15 protein-coding genes are annotated in these 16,663 nt (G+C 70.4%); 10 read left to right on the forward strand and 5 right to left on the reverse strand.

From position 1 onward, the window contains the following. The first annotated feature begins 134 nt into the window (after positions 1-134). The 6 genes from QQA12_RS09120 (at position 135) to QQA12_RS09145 (ending at position 6,175) form a co-directional block, all read left to right on the forward strand. On the forward strand, positions 135-1,613 hold the full coding sequence (locus QQA12_RS09120; protein ID WP_054666038.1) for an amino acid permease: 1,479 nt from the start codon (positions 135-137) through the stop codon (positions 1,611-1,613). A 64-nt stretch (positions 1,614-1,677) separates the two neighbouring features. Continuing rightward, positions 1,678-3,111 carry an amino acid permease gene (locus QQA12_RS09125; protein ID WP_056930836.1) on the forward strand — a complete coding sequence of 478 codons (1,434 nt, stop codon included), beginning with the start codon at positions 1,678-1,680 and terminating at the stop codon, positions 3,109-3,111. Between the two features lie 208 nt (positions 3,112-3,319). Next, positions 3,320-3,967 carry a methylthioribulose 1-phosphate dehydratase gene (locus QQA12_RS09130; RefSeq protein ID WP_226049124.1) on the forward strand — a complete coding sequence of 216 codons (648 nt, stop codon included), beginning with the start codon at positions 3,320-3,322 and terminating at the stop codon, positions 3,965-3,967. 83 nt (positions 3,968-4,050) lie between these two features. Then, positions 4,051-4,605, forward strand: coding sequence for an acireductone dioxygenase (locus QQA12_RS09135; protein ID WP_054666045.1), 555 nt, complete (start codon positions 4,051-4,053; stop codon positions 4,603-4,605). Between the two features lie 162 nt (positions 4,606-4,767). Then, complete coding sequence (gene mtnC / locus QQA12_RS09140; protein ID WP_226049125.1) at positions 4,768-5,466, forward strand: acireductone synthase; 699 nt, start codon at positions 4,768-4,770, stop codon at positions 5,464-5,466. A 205-nt stretch (positions 5,467-5,671) separates the two neighbouring features. Beyond that, positions 5,672-6,175 (forward strand): MgtC/SapB family protein, encoded by a 504-nt coding sequence (locus tag QQA12_RS09145; protein WP_054666049.1) that lies wholly within the window; start codon positions 5,672-5,674, stop codon positions 6,173-6,175. Between the two features lie 13 nt (positions 6,176-6,188). On the opposite strand, the gene QQA12_RS09150 is transcribed toward QQA12_RS09145, so the two are convergent. Then, positions 6,189-7,355, reverse strand: coding sequence for a metallophosphoesterase (locus QQA12_RS09150; protein ID WP_226049126.1), 1,167 nt, complete (start codon positions 7,353-7,355; stop codon positions 6,189-6,191). A 239-nt stretch (positions 7,356-7,594) separates the two neighbouring features. Then, the gene (locus QQA12_RS09155) at positions 7,595-9,415 is read right to left on the reverse strand and encodes a DUF885 family protein (RefSeq protein WP_054666053.1); all 1,821 of its coding nucleotides are present in this window, start codon (positions 9,413-9,415) and stop codon (positions 7,595-7,597) included. 214 nt (positions 9,416-9,629) lie between these two features. Between QQA12_RS09155 and QQA12_RS09160 the strand changes: the two genes are divergently transcribed. Continuing rightward, positions 9,630-10,898, forward strand: a complete 1,269-nt coding sequence (locus QQA12_RS09160) for an amino acid permease (protein WP_226049127.1) — start codon at positions 9,630-9,632, stop codon at positions 10,896-10,898. A gap of 24 nt (positions 10,899-10,922) precedes the next feature. Here the strand turns inward: QQA12_RS09160 and QQA12_RS09165 are convergent, their stop codons facing one another. Beyond that, positions 10,923-11,552: a cytochrome b/b6 domain-containing protein gene (locus tag QQA12_RS09165; RefSeq protein ID WP_226049128.1), complete on the reverse strand. Its 630-nt coding sequence runs from the start codon at positions 11,550-11,552 to the stop codon at positions 10,923-10,925. Beyond that, a complete protein-coding gene (locus QQA12_RS09170; RefSeq protein ID WP_226049129.1) occupies positions 11,540-12,223 on the reverse strand; it encodes a hypothetical protein in 684 nt (227 codons plus the stop codon). Before QQA12_RS09170 ends, QQA12_RS09165 begins: the two co-directional genes overlap by 13 nt. A 126-nt stretch (positions 12,224-12,349) precedes the next feature. Here QQA12_RS09170 and QQA12_RS09175 point away from each other — a divergent pair, with 126 nt between their 5' ends. The 3 genes from QQA12_RS09175 to QQA12_RS09185 are packed head-to-tail and all read left to right on the forward strand — an operon-like array spanning position 12,350 to position 14,934. Next, positions 12,350-12,898 (forward strand): sigma factor-like helix-turn-helix DNA-binding protein, encoded by a 549-nt coding sequence (locus QQA12_RS09175; RefSeq protein WP_226049130.1) that lies wholly within the window; start codon positions 12,350-12,352, stop codon positions 12,896-12,898. Beyond that, a complete protein-coding gene (locus QQA12_RS09180; RefSeq protein ID WP_226049131.1) occupies positions 12,891-13,916 on the forward strand; it encodes a hypothetical protein in 1,026 nt (341 codons plus the stop codon). Before QQA12_RS09175 ends, QQA12_RS09180 begins: the two co-directional genes overlap by 8 nt. A gap of 40 nt (positions 13,917-13,956) precedes the next feature. Then, positions 13,957-14,934 (forward strand): C13 family peptidase, encoded by a 978-nt coding sequence (locus tag QQA12_RS09185; protein WP_226049132.1) that lies wholly within the window; start codon positions 13,957-13,959, stop codon positions 14,932-14,934. Between the two features lie 154 nt (positions 14,935-15,088). Here QQA12_RS09185 and QQA12_RS09190 read toward each other — a convergent pair whose 3' ends face one another. Beyond that, the gene (locus QQA12_RS09190; RefSeq protein ID WP_226049133.1) at positions 15,089-16,615 is read right to left on the reverse strand and encodes a calcineurin-like phosphoesterase C-terminal domain-containing protein; all 1,527 of its coding nucleotides are present in this window, start codon (positions 16,613-16,615) and stop codon (positions 15,089-15,091) included. Between the last annotated feature and the right edge of the window lie 48 nt (positions 16,616-16,663).

Consider the following 16,663-nt stretch of genomic DNA (forward strand, 5'->3'; position numbering starts at 1 on the left):
CCCATGCTGCACCTGCGCTTGTCGGTTTGGCCGGGCTTTGGCAAGGTAGGCCGTTGCCAGCGGTTCAGCTTGCCACACCCATGCGCATCCCCGGTGGATGCGCGGAAACACCATCAGGTCTGGAAAAACAGCGAATGCTCAAAACACTGTTGAGGGTCAAACCGGTCGAGCCGGCCGCACACGTGGACGCCGGCGAGCCGGTCGAAGGCAGCCTGCAGGGCGAAGCCACGCTCAAGCGCACCCTCACAGCCAGGCACCTGATCCTGTTGGGCATGGGCGCGGTGATCGGCGCCGGCATCTTCGTCATCACCGGGCAGGCGGCGGCCCACCACGCCGGCCCCGCGATCATGCTGTCGTTCGTGCTCGCCGGCCTGGCCTGCGCCTTCGCCGGCCTGTGCTACGCGGAGTTCGCGGCGATGATGCCGGTCTCCGGCAGCGCCTATTCCTACTCGTACGCCACCCTCGGCGAAGGCATGGCCTGGTTCATCGGCTGGTGCCTGGTACTGGAGTACCTGTTCGCGTCCTCGTCGGTGGCGGTGGGCTGGTCGGCCTATCTGCTCAGTTTCCTCACCAGTACCCTGCACCTGCCCTTCCCCGAGGCGCTGACCGCCGCGCCGATCGCGTGGGAGAACGGCCAGTTCGTCGCCTCCGGCAAACTGCTCAACCTGCCGGCCGTGCTGATCATCGCGGTGATCTCGGGGCTGCTGTACGTCGGCGTGACCCAGTCCACCTTCGTCAATGCGGTGATCGTCGCGATCAAGGTGGCGGTGATCTGCCTGTTCGTCGGCTTCGGCGCGATGTATGTCAATCCCGAGAACTGGACGCCCTTCATCCCGGACAACACCACCGGCGTGTTCGGCGAGTTCGGCTGGAGCGGGGTGTTCCGCGCCGCGTCCATCGTTTTCTTCGCCTACATCGGTTTCGATGCGGTCTCCACCGCCGCCGGCGAGACCAAGAACCCGCAGCGGAACATGCCGATCGGCCTGCTCGGCTCGCTGGCGGTGTGCACGATCATCTACATCGTGGTCTGTGCGGTGATGACCGGCCTCATGCACTACACCAAGCTGGGCACCGACAAGCCGGTGGCCACCGCGCTGGAGGCCTATGCCAACCTGGCGTGGCTCAAGACCTGGGTCGAGATCGGCGCCATCGCCGGCCTGTCCTCGGTGGTGCTGGTGATGATGATGGGCCAGACCCGCATCGCCTACACCATTTCCCGCGATGGCCTGCTGCCGGAGATATTCGGCCGGGTGCATCCGAAGTTCCGCACGCCGCACCTGAGCACCGTCATCGTCGGCGCACTGGCCGCCGCACTGGCCGGCCTGGTGCCGTTGAACGTGCTGGGCGAACTGGTCGCCATGGGCACCCTGCTGGCGTTCGCCACGGTCTGCATCGGGGTGCTGATCCTGCGCCGCACCCGCCCGGAAATGCCGCGCGCGTTCCGGGTGCCCGCGGTGTGGCTGGTCGCGCCGCTGGGCGCGCTGATCTGCCTGAGCCTGTTCGCGATGGCCTTCGCCGCGCACTGGCTGGTGTTCGTGCTGTGGAACGTACTGGGCGTAGCCATCTACCTGGGCTACGGCATGCGCCACAGCAAACTGAACCGGAACGCCTGATTCCATTCCTTCCGGCCGGCCCCGCGCCGGCCGTTCCCGTACGCACGACGAGCGAACACGCACCATGTTCAAGCAACTGTGGGCCACCAAACATCCGCACGCCGCCCATGAAGAGGCCAATGGCCTGAGCCTGCGCCGCACCCTGGGCCCCTGGGGCCTGACCGCACTGGGCATCGGCGCGGTCATCGGCGGCGGCATCTTCGTCATCACCGGGCAGGCCGCGGCCAACCACGCCGGCCCGGCGATCATGCTGTCCTTCGTGCTGGCGGCAGTGTGCTGCGCGTTCTGCGCGATGGCCTACGCCGAATTCGCTTCGATGGTGCCGGTCTCCGGCAGCGCCTACACCTACACCTACGCCACCTTCGGCGAGCTTTCGGCCTGGTTCATCGGCTGGATGCTGGTGCTCGAGTACGGTGTCTCCGCCTCGGCGGTGGCGGTGAGCTGGACCGGCTATTTCCTCAGCCTGCTCAGCCATTTCGACATCTACCTGCCGGCGGCGCTGGTCAGCGCGCCGCTGGACGCCCAGCTGCGCCCGACCGGCGCCATCGCCAACATCCCCGCCGCCGTGCTGGTACTGCTGCTGACCTGGCTGTGCTACGTGGGCATCAGCAAGTCCTCGGCGATGAACATGGCCATGGTCATCCTCAAGACCGGCCTGATCCTGCTGGTCATCGTCGCTGGCTGGAAATACGTGGACCCGGCCAACTGGACCCCGTTCATTCCCGCCAACGAAGGCCCGGGCAAGTACGGCTTCGACGGCGTGCTGCGTGGCGCGGCGATGGTGTTCTTCGCCTACATCGGCTTCGAGGCGGTCTCGGTGGCCGCCCAGGAATCGCACCGTCCGCAGCGCGACCTGCCGATCGGCATGCTGCTGTCGCTGGTGATCTGCACCGTGCTGTACATCGCCATGGCCGCGGTAATGACCGGCCTGGTCCCGTACAAGCTGCTGGGTACCGCCGAGCCGGTGGTGACCGCGGTCGCCGCCCATCCGCAGCTGGACTGGCTGCGCATCATCGTCGAGATCGGCGCCTTGATCGGCCTGTCCTCGGTGGTGCTGGTGATGGTGATCGGCCAGCCGCGCATCTTCATGATCATGGGCCGCGACGGCCTGCTGCCGCCGGTGTTCACCAGGATCCACCCCAAGTACCGCACGCCGCACATCAACACGGTGATCACCGGCATCGGCATCGCCCTGCTCGCCGCGCTGTTCCCGCTGGACATCCTTGGCGAACTGACCTCGATGGGCACCCTGATCGCCTTCGCCGCGGTCTGCGCCGGCGTGCTGGTCCTGCGCCGCACCCAGCCGGACCTGCCGCGCCCGTTCCGCATCCCGATGGCCTGGTTGATCTGCAGCCTCGGCGTGCTCAGCTGCATCGCCCTGCTGACCGCCATGACCCTGCACAACTGGATGCTGATGGGCCTGTGGACCGCCACCGGCTTCATCATCTACTTCGCCTACGGCATGCGCCACAGCAAGCTGGGCGGCCGCAACGGCTGAGCAGGCCACAGCGCCGGCCGCTTCGAAGCCCGGGTGGAGACACCCGGGCTTTTCTGTGCTCCGGCGATGCGCTTCGACGCCGCAGATCCCACGCGCGGGGCTGGATCGTCTCCGCGACAGGGATGATCCAGGGCACACGGCACTTTCCGCCGCGGACATGGCGCCCAGCGGCCCCTAACAGCGTCCCCGGCTGGGTAGAATGCGCTGCATGAATGCCCCCACTGTCCCCTATGATGCCCAGCGGCTGAGCGAACTGGCGCAGCTGCTGATCGACAACATCCGCGAACTGGCCCGGGCCGGCTGGACGCCGGCCACCAGCAGCAACTTCTCGCACCGCCTGGACGACCGCCATGCGGCCATCACCGTGTCCGGCAAGGACAAGGGGCGGCTGGTCGAGGCCGACATCATGGTCGTGGACTTCGACGGCAAGGCCGTGGGCAGGCCGCTGCGCCCATCGGCCGAGACCCTGCTGCATACCCAGCTCTACGCGCGCTTTCCCGAAGTGAACTGCGTGCTGCACACGCATTCGCCGGTGCAGACCATCGCCTCGCGCCTGTATGGCGGCGACAGCCACGTGCGCCTGGAGGGCTACGAGCTGCTCAAGGCGCTGCACGGCAACGCCACCCACGAGACCGCGGTGGACCTGAAGGTGTTCGCCAACACCCAGGACATGGACGTGCTCGCCGCGCAGGTGGAAGCCGAACTCGACAAGGGCCCGATGTGGGGCTACCTGATCGATGGCCACGGCCTGTACGCCTGGGGCCGCGACATGGCCGAGGCGCGCCGCCACCTGGAAGCGTTCGAGTTCCTGCTCCACTGCGAGCTGGAGCTGCGCCGGCTGCGCGCCGCCGTCTGAGCCCGTTTCCCGCGGGCATCCGCGCGCCGGTGGCGCCGGCTGCCCTGCTACCCTTCCCGTTCCCCACGCCTCGAGCCGCCGCCATGAGCCGACTGCGCATCTTCAACGACACCGACCCCGACACCGTGCTGCTGGACAGCCGCGATGGCGCGGTCATCCGCGCCGAACTGGAGAAGATCGGCGTCACCTTCGAGCGCTGGCAGGCCCGGCATCCGGTCGCACCGGGCGCCAGCCAGGACGAAGTGTTCGCCGCCTACCGCGAGGACATCGACCGCCTGGTCGCCGCGCATGGTTTCAAGAGCGTGGACGTGGCGTCTATCGCGCCGGACAACCCCGACCGCGAACAGATCCGCCTCAAGTTCCTCGACGAGCACTACCACAAGGAGGACGAAGTGCGTTTCTTCGTCGCCGGCTCGGGCCTGTTCACCCTGCACGTGGGCGACAAGGTCTACGAGGTGGAGTGCGTCAAGGACGACCTGATCGCGGTACCCGATGGCGCCACCCACTGGTTCGACATGGGTCCGGAACCGAGCTTCGTCGCGATCCGCTTCTTCACCGAGCCCGATGGCTGGGTCGGTCACTTCACCGGCACCGACATCGCGCGCAAGTTCCCGCGCTACACGCCGGGACCGGCCTGATCGCGGACGCCTGCGCGGCGCCGTGCGCGGGGCGGGTTCACGCCCGCCGCGTGCCGCGCCGCACCTGACCCACCCGCGCATCCGCGCCGCCGCGCGATGCCATCGCCCCACCCGCCCCACGCGGCAGCTTCCCCCGGCGGGGAAAGAACCGGAACCACCGTCATGACCGTCCGCGCCATCCTCACCGACATCGAAGGCACCACCTCCAGCATCTCCTTCGTCAAGGAAGTGCTGTTCCCCTATGCACGCGCCGCCCTGCCCGGCTTCGTCCGCGCGCACGGGCAGGAACCGGAGGTGCGCCGCTGGCTCGATGCGGTCGCCACCGAGATCGCCGCCAGCGCCTGCCAGGACGAGGTCGTCGTCGAGGCCCTGCAGGGCTGGATCGACCAGGACCGCAAGCACACCGCGCTCAAGGCGCTGCAGGGCATGATCTGGGACGCCGGCTACCGCAACGGCGACTACACCGCGCACCTGTACCCGGAGGTGGCTGCGGTGCTGCGTGGCTGGCATGCCGCCGGCATCCCGCTGTACGTGTATTCCTCCGGCTCGGTACCGGCGCAGAAGCTGTTCTTCGGCTACAGCGACGCCGGGGACCTCACCGGCCTGTTCTCCGGCCACTTCGATACCGAGATCGGCGGCAAGCGCGAGGCCGGCAGCTATGCGCGCATCGCCAGTGCCATCGGCATCGCGGCGCACGACATCCTGTTCCTGTCCGACATCGTCGAGGAGCTGGACGCGGCGCGCGAGGCCGGGCTGCGCACGGTGCTGCTGGACCGCTGCGACGATTACCCGATGCCACGCACCGGCGACGCCACGCATGGCCACGTCCGGGTGGAGAACTTCGAACAGATCGCGCCCTGAGCTCAGCCGGCGGCTCTCCACCCGGCATCACGACGGCCGCTGACGGGGCCGTTGCCGTCTGCACGCCGCTGCCGGTGCGATTGCCCCCTGACGGTCGCAGGCGCCGGCACCGGCGCGGTCATCACCCGGGCCGCATCGGCGCGATGCTAGCGTGCGCCGACATCCCGTGCGTCGACACGCACCGCAACCGTGCCGGAGGCATCCGATGAGCATCACCACGCAGGTCGGCCAGGCGCTGGCCGCCGAATTCGCCATCCCCGACGTCGGCACCCTGACCGTCGTCGCCACCCGCCTGCTCACCGCCATCGTGCTCGGCGGGGCACTGGGACTGGAACGCGAGAGCAAGGGCCGCGCGGCCGGGTTGAAGACCCACATCCTGGTGTCGGTGGGATCGGCGCTGTTCGTGCTGGCGCCGCTGCAGATGGGCATCAGCGGCGCCGATGTCACCCGGGTCATGCAGGGCATCGTCTCGGGCATCGGTTTCCTTGGCGCCGGCGCCATCCTCAAGCAGGACCGCAAGGAACGCGTGCAGGGCCTGACCACGGCCGCCGGCATCTGGATGACCGCGGCGATCGGCATGGCCGCCGGCATGGGCATGCAGATGGTGGCGCTGGCCACCACCGTGGCCGCGCTGGCGGTGGTCAGCACGCTGCCGCGACTGATGCCGGACAGGAAGGCCGCGGCCGGCGGCATGGCCGCCGGGGACTAGGAGCGCCGGCGCCTCAACGGCCGGGCAGCCGCCCGGCCTTCAATACCAGTACGTCGATGCTGGACGGGACACCCAGGCGCACGCTGAAGCCGTCCCACTGCCCGGCACCGCTGCTGACGAACAGGCTCATGGCCCCGACCCGGTAGTCGCCACGCACGTAGCCGTGGTTGGCCGGCGCCACCACCCAGCGGTCGAACCCCAGCATGTGCCCGCCATGGGTGTGGCCGGATACCTGCAGGTCGAACGCGCCGGTGGCTGCCGCCGCGCGTGCCTGCTTTGGCTGGTGGGCAAGCAGGATGTGGGCGTCGCTGCCCTTGCCCGCAGCGATCACCGCCGGCAGGTCGGGGGCGAGCCCGCCGCGCGTGTAGGCGCTGGGGCGCAGCGCGGCCAGGTCACCCACGCCCGACACCGCCAGCGTGCGGCCGCCGATGTCGAGCCGGGCGGTCTGGTTCTCCAGCACGCCCAGGCCCATGCCGCGGAAGTGCGCCATCCAGCGCCGGTAGCCGTGGTAGTACTCGTGGTTGCCCGGCGCCACCCATACGCCGTGCGGCGCGGCCAGTTCGGCCAGCGGGGCGACGAACGCCGCCGTGTCCTCGACCTCGCCGTCGACCATGTCGCCGGGCAGCACGATCAGGTCAGGGTGCGTGGCCATCACCGCGTCAACGACGCGGCGCGTGCGCCAGGTGCGCTTGACCGGGCTGGCGTGCAGGTCGGCGATCACCGCCATGCGCAGTCCGTCCAGTTCCTGTGGCAGGCCCGGCACCACCAGCGCACGCTCATGCACCCGTGGCGGCTTCAGGCCATTGACGATGCCAAGCGTGGCCAGCAGCACGATCAGCGCGGCGGCGGCCTGGTTGGCGCGTGCGCCATGCCAGACCGTGGCCAGGGCGGAGGTGCGGGGCGCCAGCCGCGACAGCAGCCAGCCGAGCTCGCGCAGCGCCAGCCAGACCAGCAGCATCACGAACATCGCCAGCACCCAGCCGAACACCAGCTGGATCCATGCTTCGGCCGCGTACGCCAGCACGTCCATCCGCCACAGCGCGGCCAGGCCCACTCCCGCCACGGCCAGCGCCACGCTGGCGCCAAGGTGCCAGCGGCGCTGCCGCCTTCCGGAAAACTGCACGGGCCACCACAACCACAGGGCAAGCAGCGGCAGGAGCAACGATACGATCAGGGTCATCTGCGGGGGAGCGGGCGGGCCGGCGCGGACGTTGCCGTCCGGCCGCCATGGAGTCGTTCAAGGTGAAGCAGGAATCATGCGGCACGGCCGCACCGGCGGCGAGAGCGGCGGCTGCACCAGTGCGTTGCTGCAGCGTGGCGACAGGCGGACGTCGGCGGCAGCTGACGCCGGCGACGCCGCCGGCATCACCGGGCAACGGAGGCGGCAACACGGCCACCCCCGTCCACGCCCGGCGCTGCTCAGCCGCCCTGGGTGGCGATCCAGCCGTCGACCTTTTCTTCCAGCACGTCCAGCGGCACCGAACCGTCCTTCAGCACCTCGGCATGGAACTGTCGGATGTCGAACTTGCCGCCCAGCTTCTGTTCCGCGCGCCGCCGCAGCTCCTGGATCTTCAGCTCGCCGGTCTTGTAGGCCAGCGCCTGGCCCGGCCATGCGATGTAGCGCTCGGCCTCGGCCACCGCATCGGGCTCGCTCACCGAGGAATTGGCGAACATGTAGTCCAGCACCTGCTGCCGGCTCCAGCCCTTGGCGTGCAGCCCGGTATCCACCACCAGCCGCACCGCGCGCCACAGCTCGCCCTGCAGGCGGCCGAAATAGCTGTACGGATCGGTGTAAACGCCCAGGTCCTTGCCCAGGCTTTCGGCGTACAGGCCCCAGCCTTCGATGAAGGCGGTCTCGCCGCCGAAGCGGCGGAACGCCGGCACGCCCTGCAGTTCCTGCTGCAGCGCCAGCTGGAAGTGGTGGCCCGGAATCGCCTCGTGCAGGAACAGGTCCTCCGCGTCCCATGTCTTGCGGGTCGGCAGATCGTAGGTGTTGACGTAGAAGATGCCCGGGCGGCTGCCGTCCTCGCTGGGCTGCATGTACTCGCCGCCGGCCGCCGACTTGGCGCGGAACGCCTCGATCGGGCGGATCTCGAAACCGGCCTTCGGCGTCAGCGAGAACAGCTTGGGCACGTTGGCGTTGATCTTCGCCTCCAGCCCACGGTAATGCTCCAGCAGCGCCGCCTCCGAGCCGAATTCGAACTGCTTGTCGTGCTGCATGAACTTGAAGAAGTCCTGCAGCGAGCCCTTGAAGCCGACCTGCTGCATCACCGTGCGGATCTCGCCGTGGATGCGCTCCACTTCCTTCAGGCCGATCTCGTGGATCTGCTCCGGGGTCTGCGCGGTGGTGGTGCTCTCCTTGGCGTTGAAGGCATACCACGCCTTGCCGTCGGGCAACGCGTCCAGGCCCACCGTGTCGCGGGTCGCCGGCAGGTACTCGTTGGCGATGAAGTCACGCTGCTTCCTGATCGCCGGCAGCAGCTGCTGTTCGATCAGCGTGCGGTAAGCCGCGGCCAGGCGTTCCTTGTCGGCCTGCGCGAAATCGGCCGGCATCGCCTTGATCGGCCCCCAGAACTGGCTGTCCTCGGCGCCCTTGGCCGCCAGGATCTCGTCGAACTGCGGCACCACCTTTTCCATCAGCACGCGCGGCTGCACCACTCCGGCCTTCATGCCTTCGCGCATGTTGGCGATCTCGGTATCCAGCAGCACCGGGATGCGCGCGGCGCGCGCCAGCCAGTTGTCGTAGTCCTTCACCGTCTTGAACGGCTGCGCGACCTGGCCCGAGCCCAGCATCACCGCGTAGCTCACGGTCGAGCCCATCTGGTTGACCGGCATCATCCAGCCGGGGAACTTCTCGCCTTCCAGCGACTGCTTCTGCTCCTGGACGAAGATGCGGTAGCTGAGCAGGTCCTGCCCGGCCAGCCCGGCATCGCCGATCTTCTCCGCCTTGTCCAGCCATTCGCGGGTGAAGTCGTGGCTCTGCTTGCGGAACTGCGCCGAGCCGAAATCCGGCAGCTGGTCGTTGTAGCGGTTGTCGCCCTGGAAGGTCGCCTGCAACGGGTTCAGCTTCAGCACGCCCTCCCAGTAGTCGGCATAGAGCTGGTTGAGCCGGGCGGCCTTGTCGGCCTGCGGCGCCTGGCTGGCGGCATCGCCCGCGGCCGGTTGCGTGGACGGGGAACAGGCGGCCAGCACGGTGGCCAGGGACAGCGAAACGGACAGGGCCAGGGGACGCAGCTTCATCGGGAATCCATCGGATGCAGGAAGCCGCCAGCGTCCACGCAGCGCTCCCGCCGGGGAAAGGGCCAAAGGTCATTGCCGCGGCGACCATCGCGGCCGCGCCGGCAACGCGTCATAATCCGCGCCCGCTCCAGCGCCCGTTCCGGCAGGCGCTCCCCCTACCGCCCGGTCCGGTGCCCACGGCACCCGCGGCCGCGCCCTGTTCCGCGCGCTCCCGATGACTACCTCCCACCGCCCGCTGGGCTTCTGGTCCGCCACCGCCCTGGTCGTGGGCAGCATGATCGGCTCGGGTACCTTCCTGCTGCCGGCCACGCTGGCGCCCTACGGTGCCGCCACCCTGGTCGGCTGGGCCATCACCCTGTGCGGCGCGCTGCTGCTGGCCGTCACCTTCGCCCGCCTGGCGCGCCGCTGGCCGCAGACCGGCGGACCGTACGTGTTCGCGCGCAACGCGTTCGGCGAACTGCCCGGCTTCGTGGTGGCGTGGAGCTACTGGATCTCGATGTGGTGCGCGATCGCCGCCATCGCGGTGGCGTTCGCCGGCAGCATCGGCGCCATCTTCCCGTCCCTGACCGCCACCCCGGTGCGCGCGGCCGGCTGCGGCCTGGTCGCGTTGTGGCTGTGCGCCGGCGTGAACCTGGCCGGGCTGCGCGAGGCCGGCCGCGTGCAACTGCTGACCACCGTGTTGAAAGTGGTGCCGCTGCTGCTGTTCGGGCTGGTGGCGCTGTGGTTCGTCGACACCCGCCATTACGTGCCGTTCAATCCCAGCGGTGAATCACTGGGCAGCGTTGCCGCCGCCACCGTGGCGCTGACGCTGTGGGCGATGATCGGGCTGGAAGCGGCGACCGTGCCGGCCGGATCGGTGGACGATGCCCCGCGGACCGTGGCCCGCGCCACCGTGGCCGGCACCGCGATCGCCGGCATCGCCACGGTACTGGCCTGCACCACCGTGCTGGGCCTGCTGCCGGCCGACGTGCTGGCCCGTTCCAGCGCCCCGATGGCCGACGCCGCGGCTGCATTGTGGGGCCCGGCGGCCGGCGTGCTGCTGGCGGTGGTGATGGCGGTGTCCTGCGTCGGCGCGCTCAACGGCTGGACCCTGCTGGCGGCGCAGTTGCCGATGGCCGCGGCCCGCGACGGCGTGCTGCCGCGCGCCTTCGCCCGCGAGAACGCGCGCGGCGCCCCGGCCTTCGGCGTCATCGTCAGCTGCCTGCTGGCCAGCGTGCTGGTGATCAGCAACTACAACCGCTCGCTGGTGGACCTGTTCAAGTTCTCGGTGCTGCTGTCCACCGCCGCCACCCTGCTGCCCTACCTTGCCGGCGCAGCCGCCTGGCTGTGGCGCGGCGATGGCCGGGGCTCGCGGCTGGCCGCCGCCGGCGCGCTGGCCTTCAGCCTCTACGCGCTGGGCGGCATCGGCACCGAAGCGCTGCTGTGGGGCGCAGGCCTGGTGCTGGCCGGGCTGCCGATCTATTTCTGGCTGCGGCGGCGCTGAGACAGCGCCGGCCGGCAACCGGCTTCATTCCTCGACCTGCGGTGCCGCGCCCGCGTCGTGGCGTCGCGCCGAGCCACCGTCTACGGGCCTGCCGGGCAACCTGGCCAACCCCATGCGCCGGGTGATGAAACCATCGCCCTGCCTGCAATGGCGCGACACTGCGGCCGCCACATGCAGGCCGGCCAGGACCGACAGCGCCCAGGCGCCATACACATGCACGTACCAGGCGAGCGCCCGCCCGCTTTCGTCGGCCGGCGGAACGAACAGCGCCGGTACCTGCACGCCGGCGAACAGGGTCCGGTCCGCGCCCATCCAGACCCAGATCACGTGGCCGCTCACCGGCAGCAGCAGCGCCAGCGCGTAAAGCAGGCCATGGACCCCGGTGCGGATCCGCCCGCTCCAGGGCGTGGCATCGTCGGCCCCGGGGACCGGCAGCCACAGGCGCAGGGCAAGGCGCAGCAATGTCAGGCACAGGATCAGCATGCCCAGCCGGAAATGCAGCGGGAGCAGCGCCGCCGAGTATTCCGGCGTGGCCGCGTACTCGGCCATGAACCCCAGTGCGATCTGCAGCACCAGCAGCAGCGCCAGCAGCCAGTGCAGCAGCCGCAGGGCCAGCGGATAACGCTGCGCATGCCCGCCGTTCACTGCGCGCACTGCGGGTATCCGGGGATGTTGCGGCCCAGCACGATGTCGCGCTGCGCCTCCCAGCCATCGCCGACCCGCACCGGTGTGACGATGCCCGGGCCACCACGGCCCGGCGACGCCTTGCGCGCGACCGCGGGCGTCAGGTGCGGGTCGTCGCGGAACAACACGTCGTCGATGTAGTACAGCGCGCAGCCACGCTCGATCACGTACAGGTGGATGTGCCGGGGCAAGCGGGTTCCCGGGTAGCTGCCCGGGCGCACGGTGAGGAACGCATAGCGCCCGTCGGCATCGGTGGCGGCCCAGCCGCGCAGTCGTCCGTGCTGGCGGACACCCGGGGTGCGGTCGGTCTTCTCGCCCGGGTAGAGGCCCTGCTGGTTGGTCTGGTGCGCATAGACGACCACACCCGGGCGCGGCCGCCCGTGCGCATCGGCAACACGCCCATGCAGGCGCAGCCGCTGGCCGGGCTCGTCGACCGGTGCCAACCGGGCGCTGGCCGCCGGCGCGGCCGGCAACCCGATCAGCGCCACCTCGCAGTCCTCGCAGGGCCGCCCGACGACCGGCGTGGTAGCGGCGCCGGCAGCGCTGCAGGTAGCCAGCAGGACAAACAGCAGCGGCACGCGCGCGGCCGGTGCGGCGGGGGATGCAGGGTACGGGATCGACAGTCCGGTGGATCGTTGCATGCGGATGCTCCAGGCAGGGGGCCATGATGAAGAGCGCTGCCACCGCCTCGGCGTTAACCGCGTCGCCCTGTTAACACTCCACACTGCCGCTCCCTCTTTCCCCGTGTCCCCCCGACCCTCCAGGACATGAAGGCCGCGACCCTCCCGTTGGACATCGCCCGGCAGGTACAGGAAGCCCGCCGCGGGTCGCAGGCGGCGTTCGCCTGGCTTTACCGCACCTTCGCCCCGCTGGTGCATGCCATCCACCTGGGCATGGCGCCGCGTGCGCGGGCGGAGGAGCTGACCCAGGAAACCTTCGTCATCGCCTTCGGCAGGCTGGAGCAGTTGCGCGAGCCGGCGCGCTTCGGGCCATGGATCGCGATGATCGCGCGCCGCAACCGGCCCCCAACAGCCCTCGACGAACATGCACTGGCCGACGCCGACGAGCCGGTCTGGCCGGGGGCGGGCCCGGACGCGATGGCGCAGGCCGGCCAGGCACTGCACGCGATCCGCACCCTGCCCGAGGCCTACCGCGAGACCCTGATCCTGCGCCTGGTCGAAGGCCTCAGCGGACCGGAGATAGCCAGCCTCACCGGACTGACCCCGCAATCGGTCCGGGTGAACCTTCACCGCGGCATGCAGCGGCTGCGCGATGCGCTGGGCATCCCCCGGCAGGAGCAAACGAGCGATGGTTGAGACACCCGATCCGCTGTGGGACCCGGACCTGCCGGGCGACCGCGAACTCGAGCGGCTGACGACACTGTTGGGCAGCTACCGCCATGTCCCCGGGCCGCTGCCCACCGCGCCGGCGCTGCGCCGCAGGCGCAGCAGGCGGGTCCTGCCGGGGGCCGCGGCCGCCGTGCTGGTTGCCGGCATGGCCATCGTCGCCGCGTGGCTGCCATGGCGCCTGCAGTGGAGCGAGCACCGGCAGTGGGCGGTCGAGGTCGAAGCCGATGCCCGCACCCTGCCGGCGACGCTGGCGGTCGGACAGACGCTGGCGACGGCGGCAACGCAGTCGGCCACTTTGCAGGTGGCGCGCATCGGCCGGATGCAGGTGCTGCCAGGGACCCGGGTCCGGCTCACGGACACCCGCACCGGCCACCACCGCATCGAACTGCTGGAAGGCCGCATCCGTGCGCGCATCTGGGCGCCACCCGGCCATTTCGGCATCGCCACCGGCAGCAGCGAAACCGTCGACCTGGGATGCGCGTTCGAGATGAGCCGCTCGCCGCAGGGCGACGGCACCCTGCGCGTCACCAGCGGCTGGGTCATGCACCGCGTGGAAGGCCAGGAAACCCTGGTGCCGGCCGGTTCGACCCTCGACTTCAGCGCCGAACGCAGCGGCATTCCACTGGCCAGCGACGCGGCCGCCGGCTTCCGCACGGCCGTCATCCGCTTCGACCAGGCGATGGCCGCCGGCCAGCGCCCCCCCGATGCCGAGGCCCAGGTCGCCCGCGAAGCGACGGCCGCGGACCGGTTCAGCCTGCTCACCCTGCTTACCCGCTATCCGGCGCTGGCCTCCGGGCCGCTGTACACCCGGCTGGCGACAATGTTCGACAGCGCGCCTCCGCCAGGGCACCGCGCGGCGTGGCTGCACGGCGACGTGCAGGCCATGAACCTGTGGTGGGAACAGATCCCGCGCCCCCCCAAGGCGTGGTGGTTGAACTGGCGCGACGTGCTGGACCGGGCACCAGCGGTTCCCGCGGCGGGCTGATAATGCATACGATCATCCGGTTCCGCCGACCCCCGCGCCCATGCCTGCCGCCATCACCGCACCGATCCGCCGCACCCGGCAGCCACGCGCCATCGCCCTGGCCTGCGCGTTGGCCTGCGCGATCTGGCCGGCGCTGGCGCAGACCCCGGACACCCCGCCCTGGGAACCGACCACGCCGGCGCTGGACGACCGCCAGCAGGCCCTGCTCGAGGAGATGCTCGCGCGGCTGCCGCCGCAACGCCCGGGCGTGGGCGACGTGTACGTGCTGGGCGTGGCCGGCGATGCCGACGAGGACGTGTTCCGCAACGAGGTCGCCTACCTGCGGCAGCTGTCGGCACGGCGCTGGGATGCGCCCGGGCGCATGCTGGCGCTGGTCAACCAGCCGGACACGCTGCCGGATGAGGCGCCGCTGCCGCCGGCGACCTACGAGAGCATCGGCCGCGCGCTGGACGGGCTGGGGCAGGTGCTCGACCCGCGCGAGGACGTGCTGTTCGTGTATCTGAGCAGCCATGGCCTGGACGACAGCAGCCTCTACCTTCACACCGGACCGGACCAGGAGGACTACCTGACGCCGGAGGACCTGGCGCAGCTGCTCGAAGAGGCCGGCATCGGCAATGCGGTGATCGTGGTCTCGGCCTGCTATTCGGGGGGCTTCGTGCCGGTGCTGAAGGCCGCCAACCGCATGGTCATCACCGCTGCGCGCAGCGACCGCCCCTCCTTCGGCTGCGGCAATACCGACAGCGCCACCTGGTTCGGCCGTGCGTTCCTGGTCGAGGCGCTGAACGCCACCGACGACTTCGCCGCCGCCTTCGCCATGGCCCGCGACAGCGTCCGCCGGCGCGAGAAGCAGGAGGGCGAGCTGCCATCGCATCCGCAGTTCGTCGCCGGCAAGGCGATCGCGCCGGTGCTGGCGCGCTGGCGCGCAGGGCTGCCGGCAAGTGCGCCGGTGCCCTATCCGTTCGTGCATGCGCCGTCGGCCGCGCCAGGTGCGGCATCGGCCAGCCCCGGGACGCGCTGACCGCCTGGAGGACGCCGCCGGGTCAACGCAGCCGCAGTCGCGTGCCCTCCACCCCCTCCCCGTGCGCACGCACCGGCGCCGCTCCAGCGCTGCGTAGATCGGCCTGCCCTGGGTGCACGGGCGGCTGTAGCGCCCGCACCACCCGCCCGCTGGCTCAGGGTTGCGCGTCCTGCAGCCGGTAGGTGGTGTGGCTGCGGTACTCCCTGCCGTTGAGCGTGGTGCGTACCTCGACCGTGTGTTCGCCCACCTCCAGCCGGGTCGGCAACGCCGCGCGCCACAGGTGCGAGGACGGCGTGGCTTCGGGCGAACGGTCGTAGCCGCGCAGGCTGTCGGCCTGGTCGTCGGCCACGTTCTCGGCCAGCAGGCGCGGATCGGGCTGCTCGACCCGCTTCATCGGCTGCCAGTCGCCGCCGTCGACGCGGAACTCCACCGGCAGGCCGTCATGGCCCATGAACACGTTGGCGTACACCCCCCACGCCGGGTACGCGCCATGCCGCAGCACCCGGGGCGCATGCAGCGCGATCTGCATGTCCTCCGGCGCACGGGCGACGCGGTACTCCACGCTGTAGCGGCCCTGCGGCTGCACGTTGAGCAGGCCGTAACCGTTGGGCGTGCCATCGGACATGGTGGTGTCGGGAATGCCCTGTGCGTCCTTCACACCGGACCAGAACGCACCGCAGGCGGCACCGACGTTGTACTCGTGCAGCGGCCGCGCGCCCTTCCAGCCCTGCGCCGCGCTCCAGAACACCTGGCTCTGGTTGTGGGTATGGCCGCTGAGCACCAGCGGGTGCGGCAGCTTCTCCAGCAGCGCGAACAGGCGCGCGCGGTCCTCTGCGCGGAAGCCGCGGTCGAACAGCGGGATGTGCAGGCCCAGCACCACCAGCCGGTCCCTTGGCAGGGTCGGCAGGTAGCGCTCGAGGAAAGCGAACTGGTCTTCGCGCAGGCCGCCGACATACGCCGGCTTCTGCCCCGGTCGGGCGATGACGTCGTCCAGGCCGATGAACACCATCGACGGTTCCTCCCAGGCATAGGTGTCCGGGCCGAGCTGGCGGTGGAAGCTGTCCAGCGCGTCGGCATCGCTGCGCGCGCCCAGGTCCATGTCGTGGTTGCCGGGCACGTGCAGCCACGGCACCCCCAGCGAGGTCACCGCCTTGACCAGCAGCGGATACAGCGCCGGGTCGTCGTTGCTGATGTCGCCCAGGGTCATGCCCAGCCGCGCCTGGTGGCGGCCACGCAGCGGCGCGACGATGTCGCGCTCGAAGTAGTCCACGTCCAGCGTGCTGGAGGTCTGGCTGTCGGCCATCACCAGGGCCTGGAAACTGTCCGCCGCATCCGCCTGCGGCACCAGCGCGAACGGACGGCATTGGGTACCCGCCACCTCGCCCGCGCGCGGGCGCCAGATGTCCGGCAGGCCATCGGCACGCGCGGCGGCACCACGGCCCGCGGGCTTGATGACGAACACGATGGGCTGCGCCGAATCCGGCAGCCGGTAGCGGCCGTCGTGGCCCGTGACGGCGATGTGCTCGCCGTCGGACACGCGGATGCCCGGCAGCGGCTGTTCCCCCGGGTCGCGCACGCCATTGCCGTTGGCATCGTCGAACACCGCGCCCTCCACGCAGGACGCGGCCGCGGTCAGCGGTGCGCAGGCCAGCAACAGGCCGGCGAACAGGGAATGGCGCATGCGAGCCTCGTCAAGAGAACGGACAGGCCGCCATTATCGCGCCGTCAT

The organism is Stenotrophomonas sp. 17(2023) (assembly GCF_030345315.1).
Classification (GTDB): Bacteria; Pseudomonadota; Gammaproteobacteria; order Xanthomonadales; family Xanthomonadaceae; genus Stenotrophomonas; species Stenotrophomonas acidaminiphila.

Coding starts and splice junctions, on each gene's coding strand:
- QQA12_RS09155 (WP_054666053.1), bottom strand. CDS start 9,415: ATGAAGCTGCGTCCCCTGGCCCTGTCCGTTTCGCTGTCCCTGGCCACC.
- QQA12_RS09180 (WP_226049131.1), top strand. CDS start 12,891: ATGGTTGAGACACCCGATCCGCTGTGGGACCCGGACCTGCCGGGCGAC.
- QQA12_RS09120 (WP_054666038.1), top strand. CDS start 135: ATGCTCAAAACACTGTTGAGGGTCAAACCGGTCGAGCCGGCCGCACAC.
- QQA12_RS09190 (WP_226049133.1), bottom strand. CDS start 16,615: ATGCGCCATTCCCTGTTCGCCGGCCTGTTGCTGGCCTGCGCACCGCTG.
- QQA12_RS09145 (WP_054666049.1), top strand. CDS start 5,672: ATGAGCATCACCACGCAGGTCGGCCAGGCGCTGGCCGCCGAATTCGCC.
- QQA12_RS09170 (WP_226049129.1), bottom strand. CDS start 12,223: ATGCAACGATCCACCGGACTGTCGATCCCGTACCCTGCATCCCCCGCC.
- QQA12_RS09150 (WP_226049126.1), bottom strand. CDS start 7,355: ATGACCCTGATCGTATCGTTGCTCCTGCCGCTGCTTGCCCTGTGGTTG.
- QQA12_RS09135 (WP_054666045.1), top strand. CDS start 4,051: ATGAGCCGACTGCGCATCTTCAACGACACCGACCCCGACACCGTGCTG.
- mtnC (WP_226049125.1), top strand. CDS start 4,768: ATGACCGTCCGCGCCATCCTCACCGACATCGAAGGCACCACCTCCAGC.
- QQA12_RS09160 (WP_226049127.1), top strand. CDS start 9,630: ATGACTACCTCCCACCGCCCGCTGGGCTTCTGGTCCGCCACCGCCCTG.
- QQA12_RS09125 (WP_056930836.1), top strand. CDS start 1,678: ATGTTCAAGCAACTGTGGGCCACCAAACATCCGCACGCCGCCCATGAA.
- QQA12_RS09175 (WP_226049130.1), top strand. CDS start 12,350: ATGAAGGCCGCGACCCTCCCGTTGGACATCGCCCGGCAGGTACAGGAA.
- QQA12_RS09185 (WP_226049132.1), top strand. CDS start 13,957: ATGCCTGCCGCCATCACCGCACCGATCCGCCGCACCCGGCAGCCACGC.
- QQA12_RS09130 (WP_226049124.1), top strand. CDS start 3,320: ATGAATGCCCCCACTGTCCCCTATGATGCCCAGCGGCTGAGCGAACTG.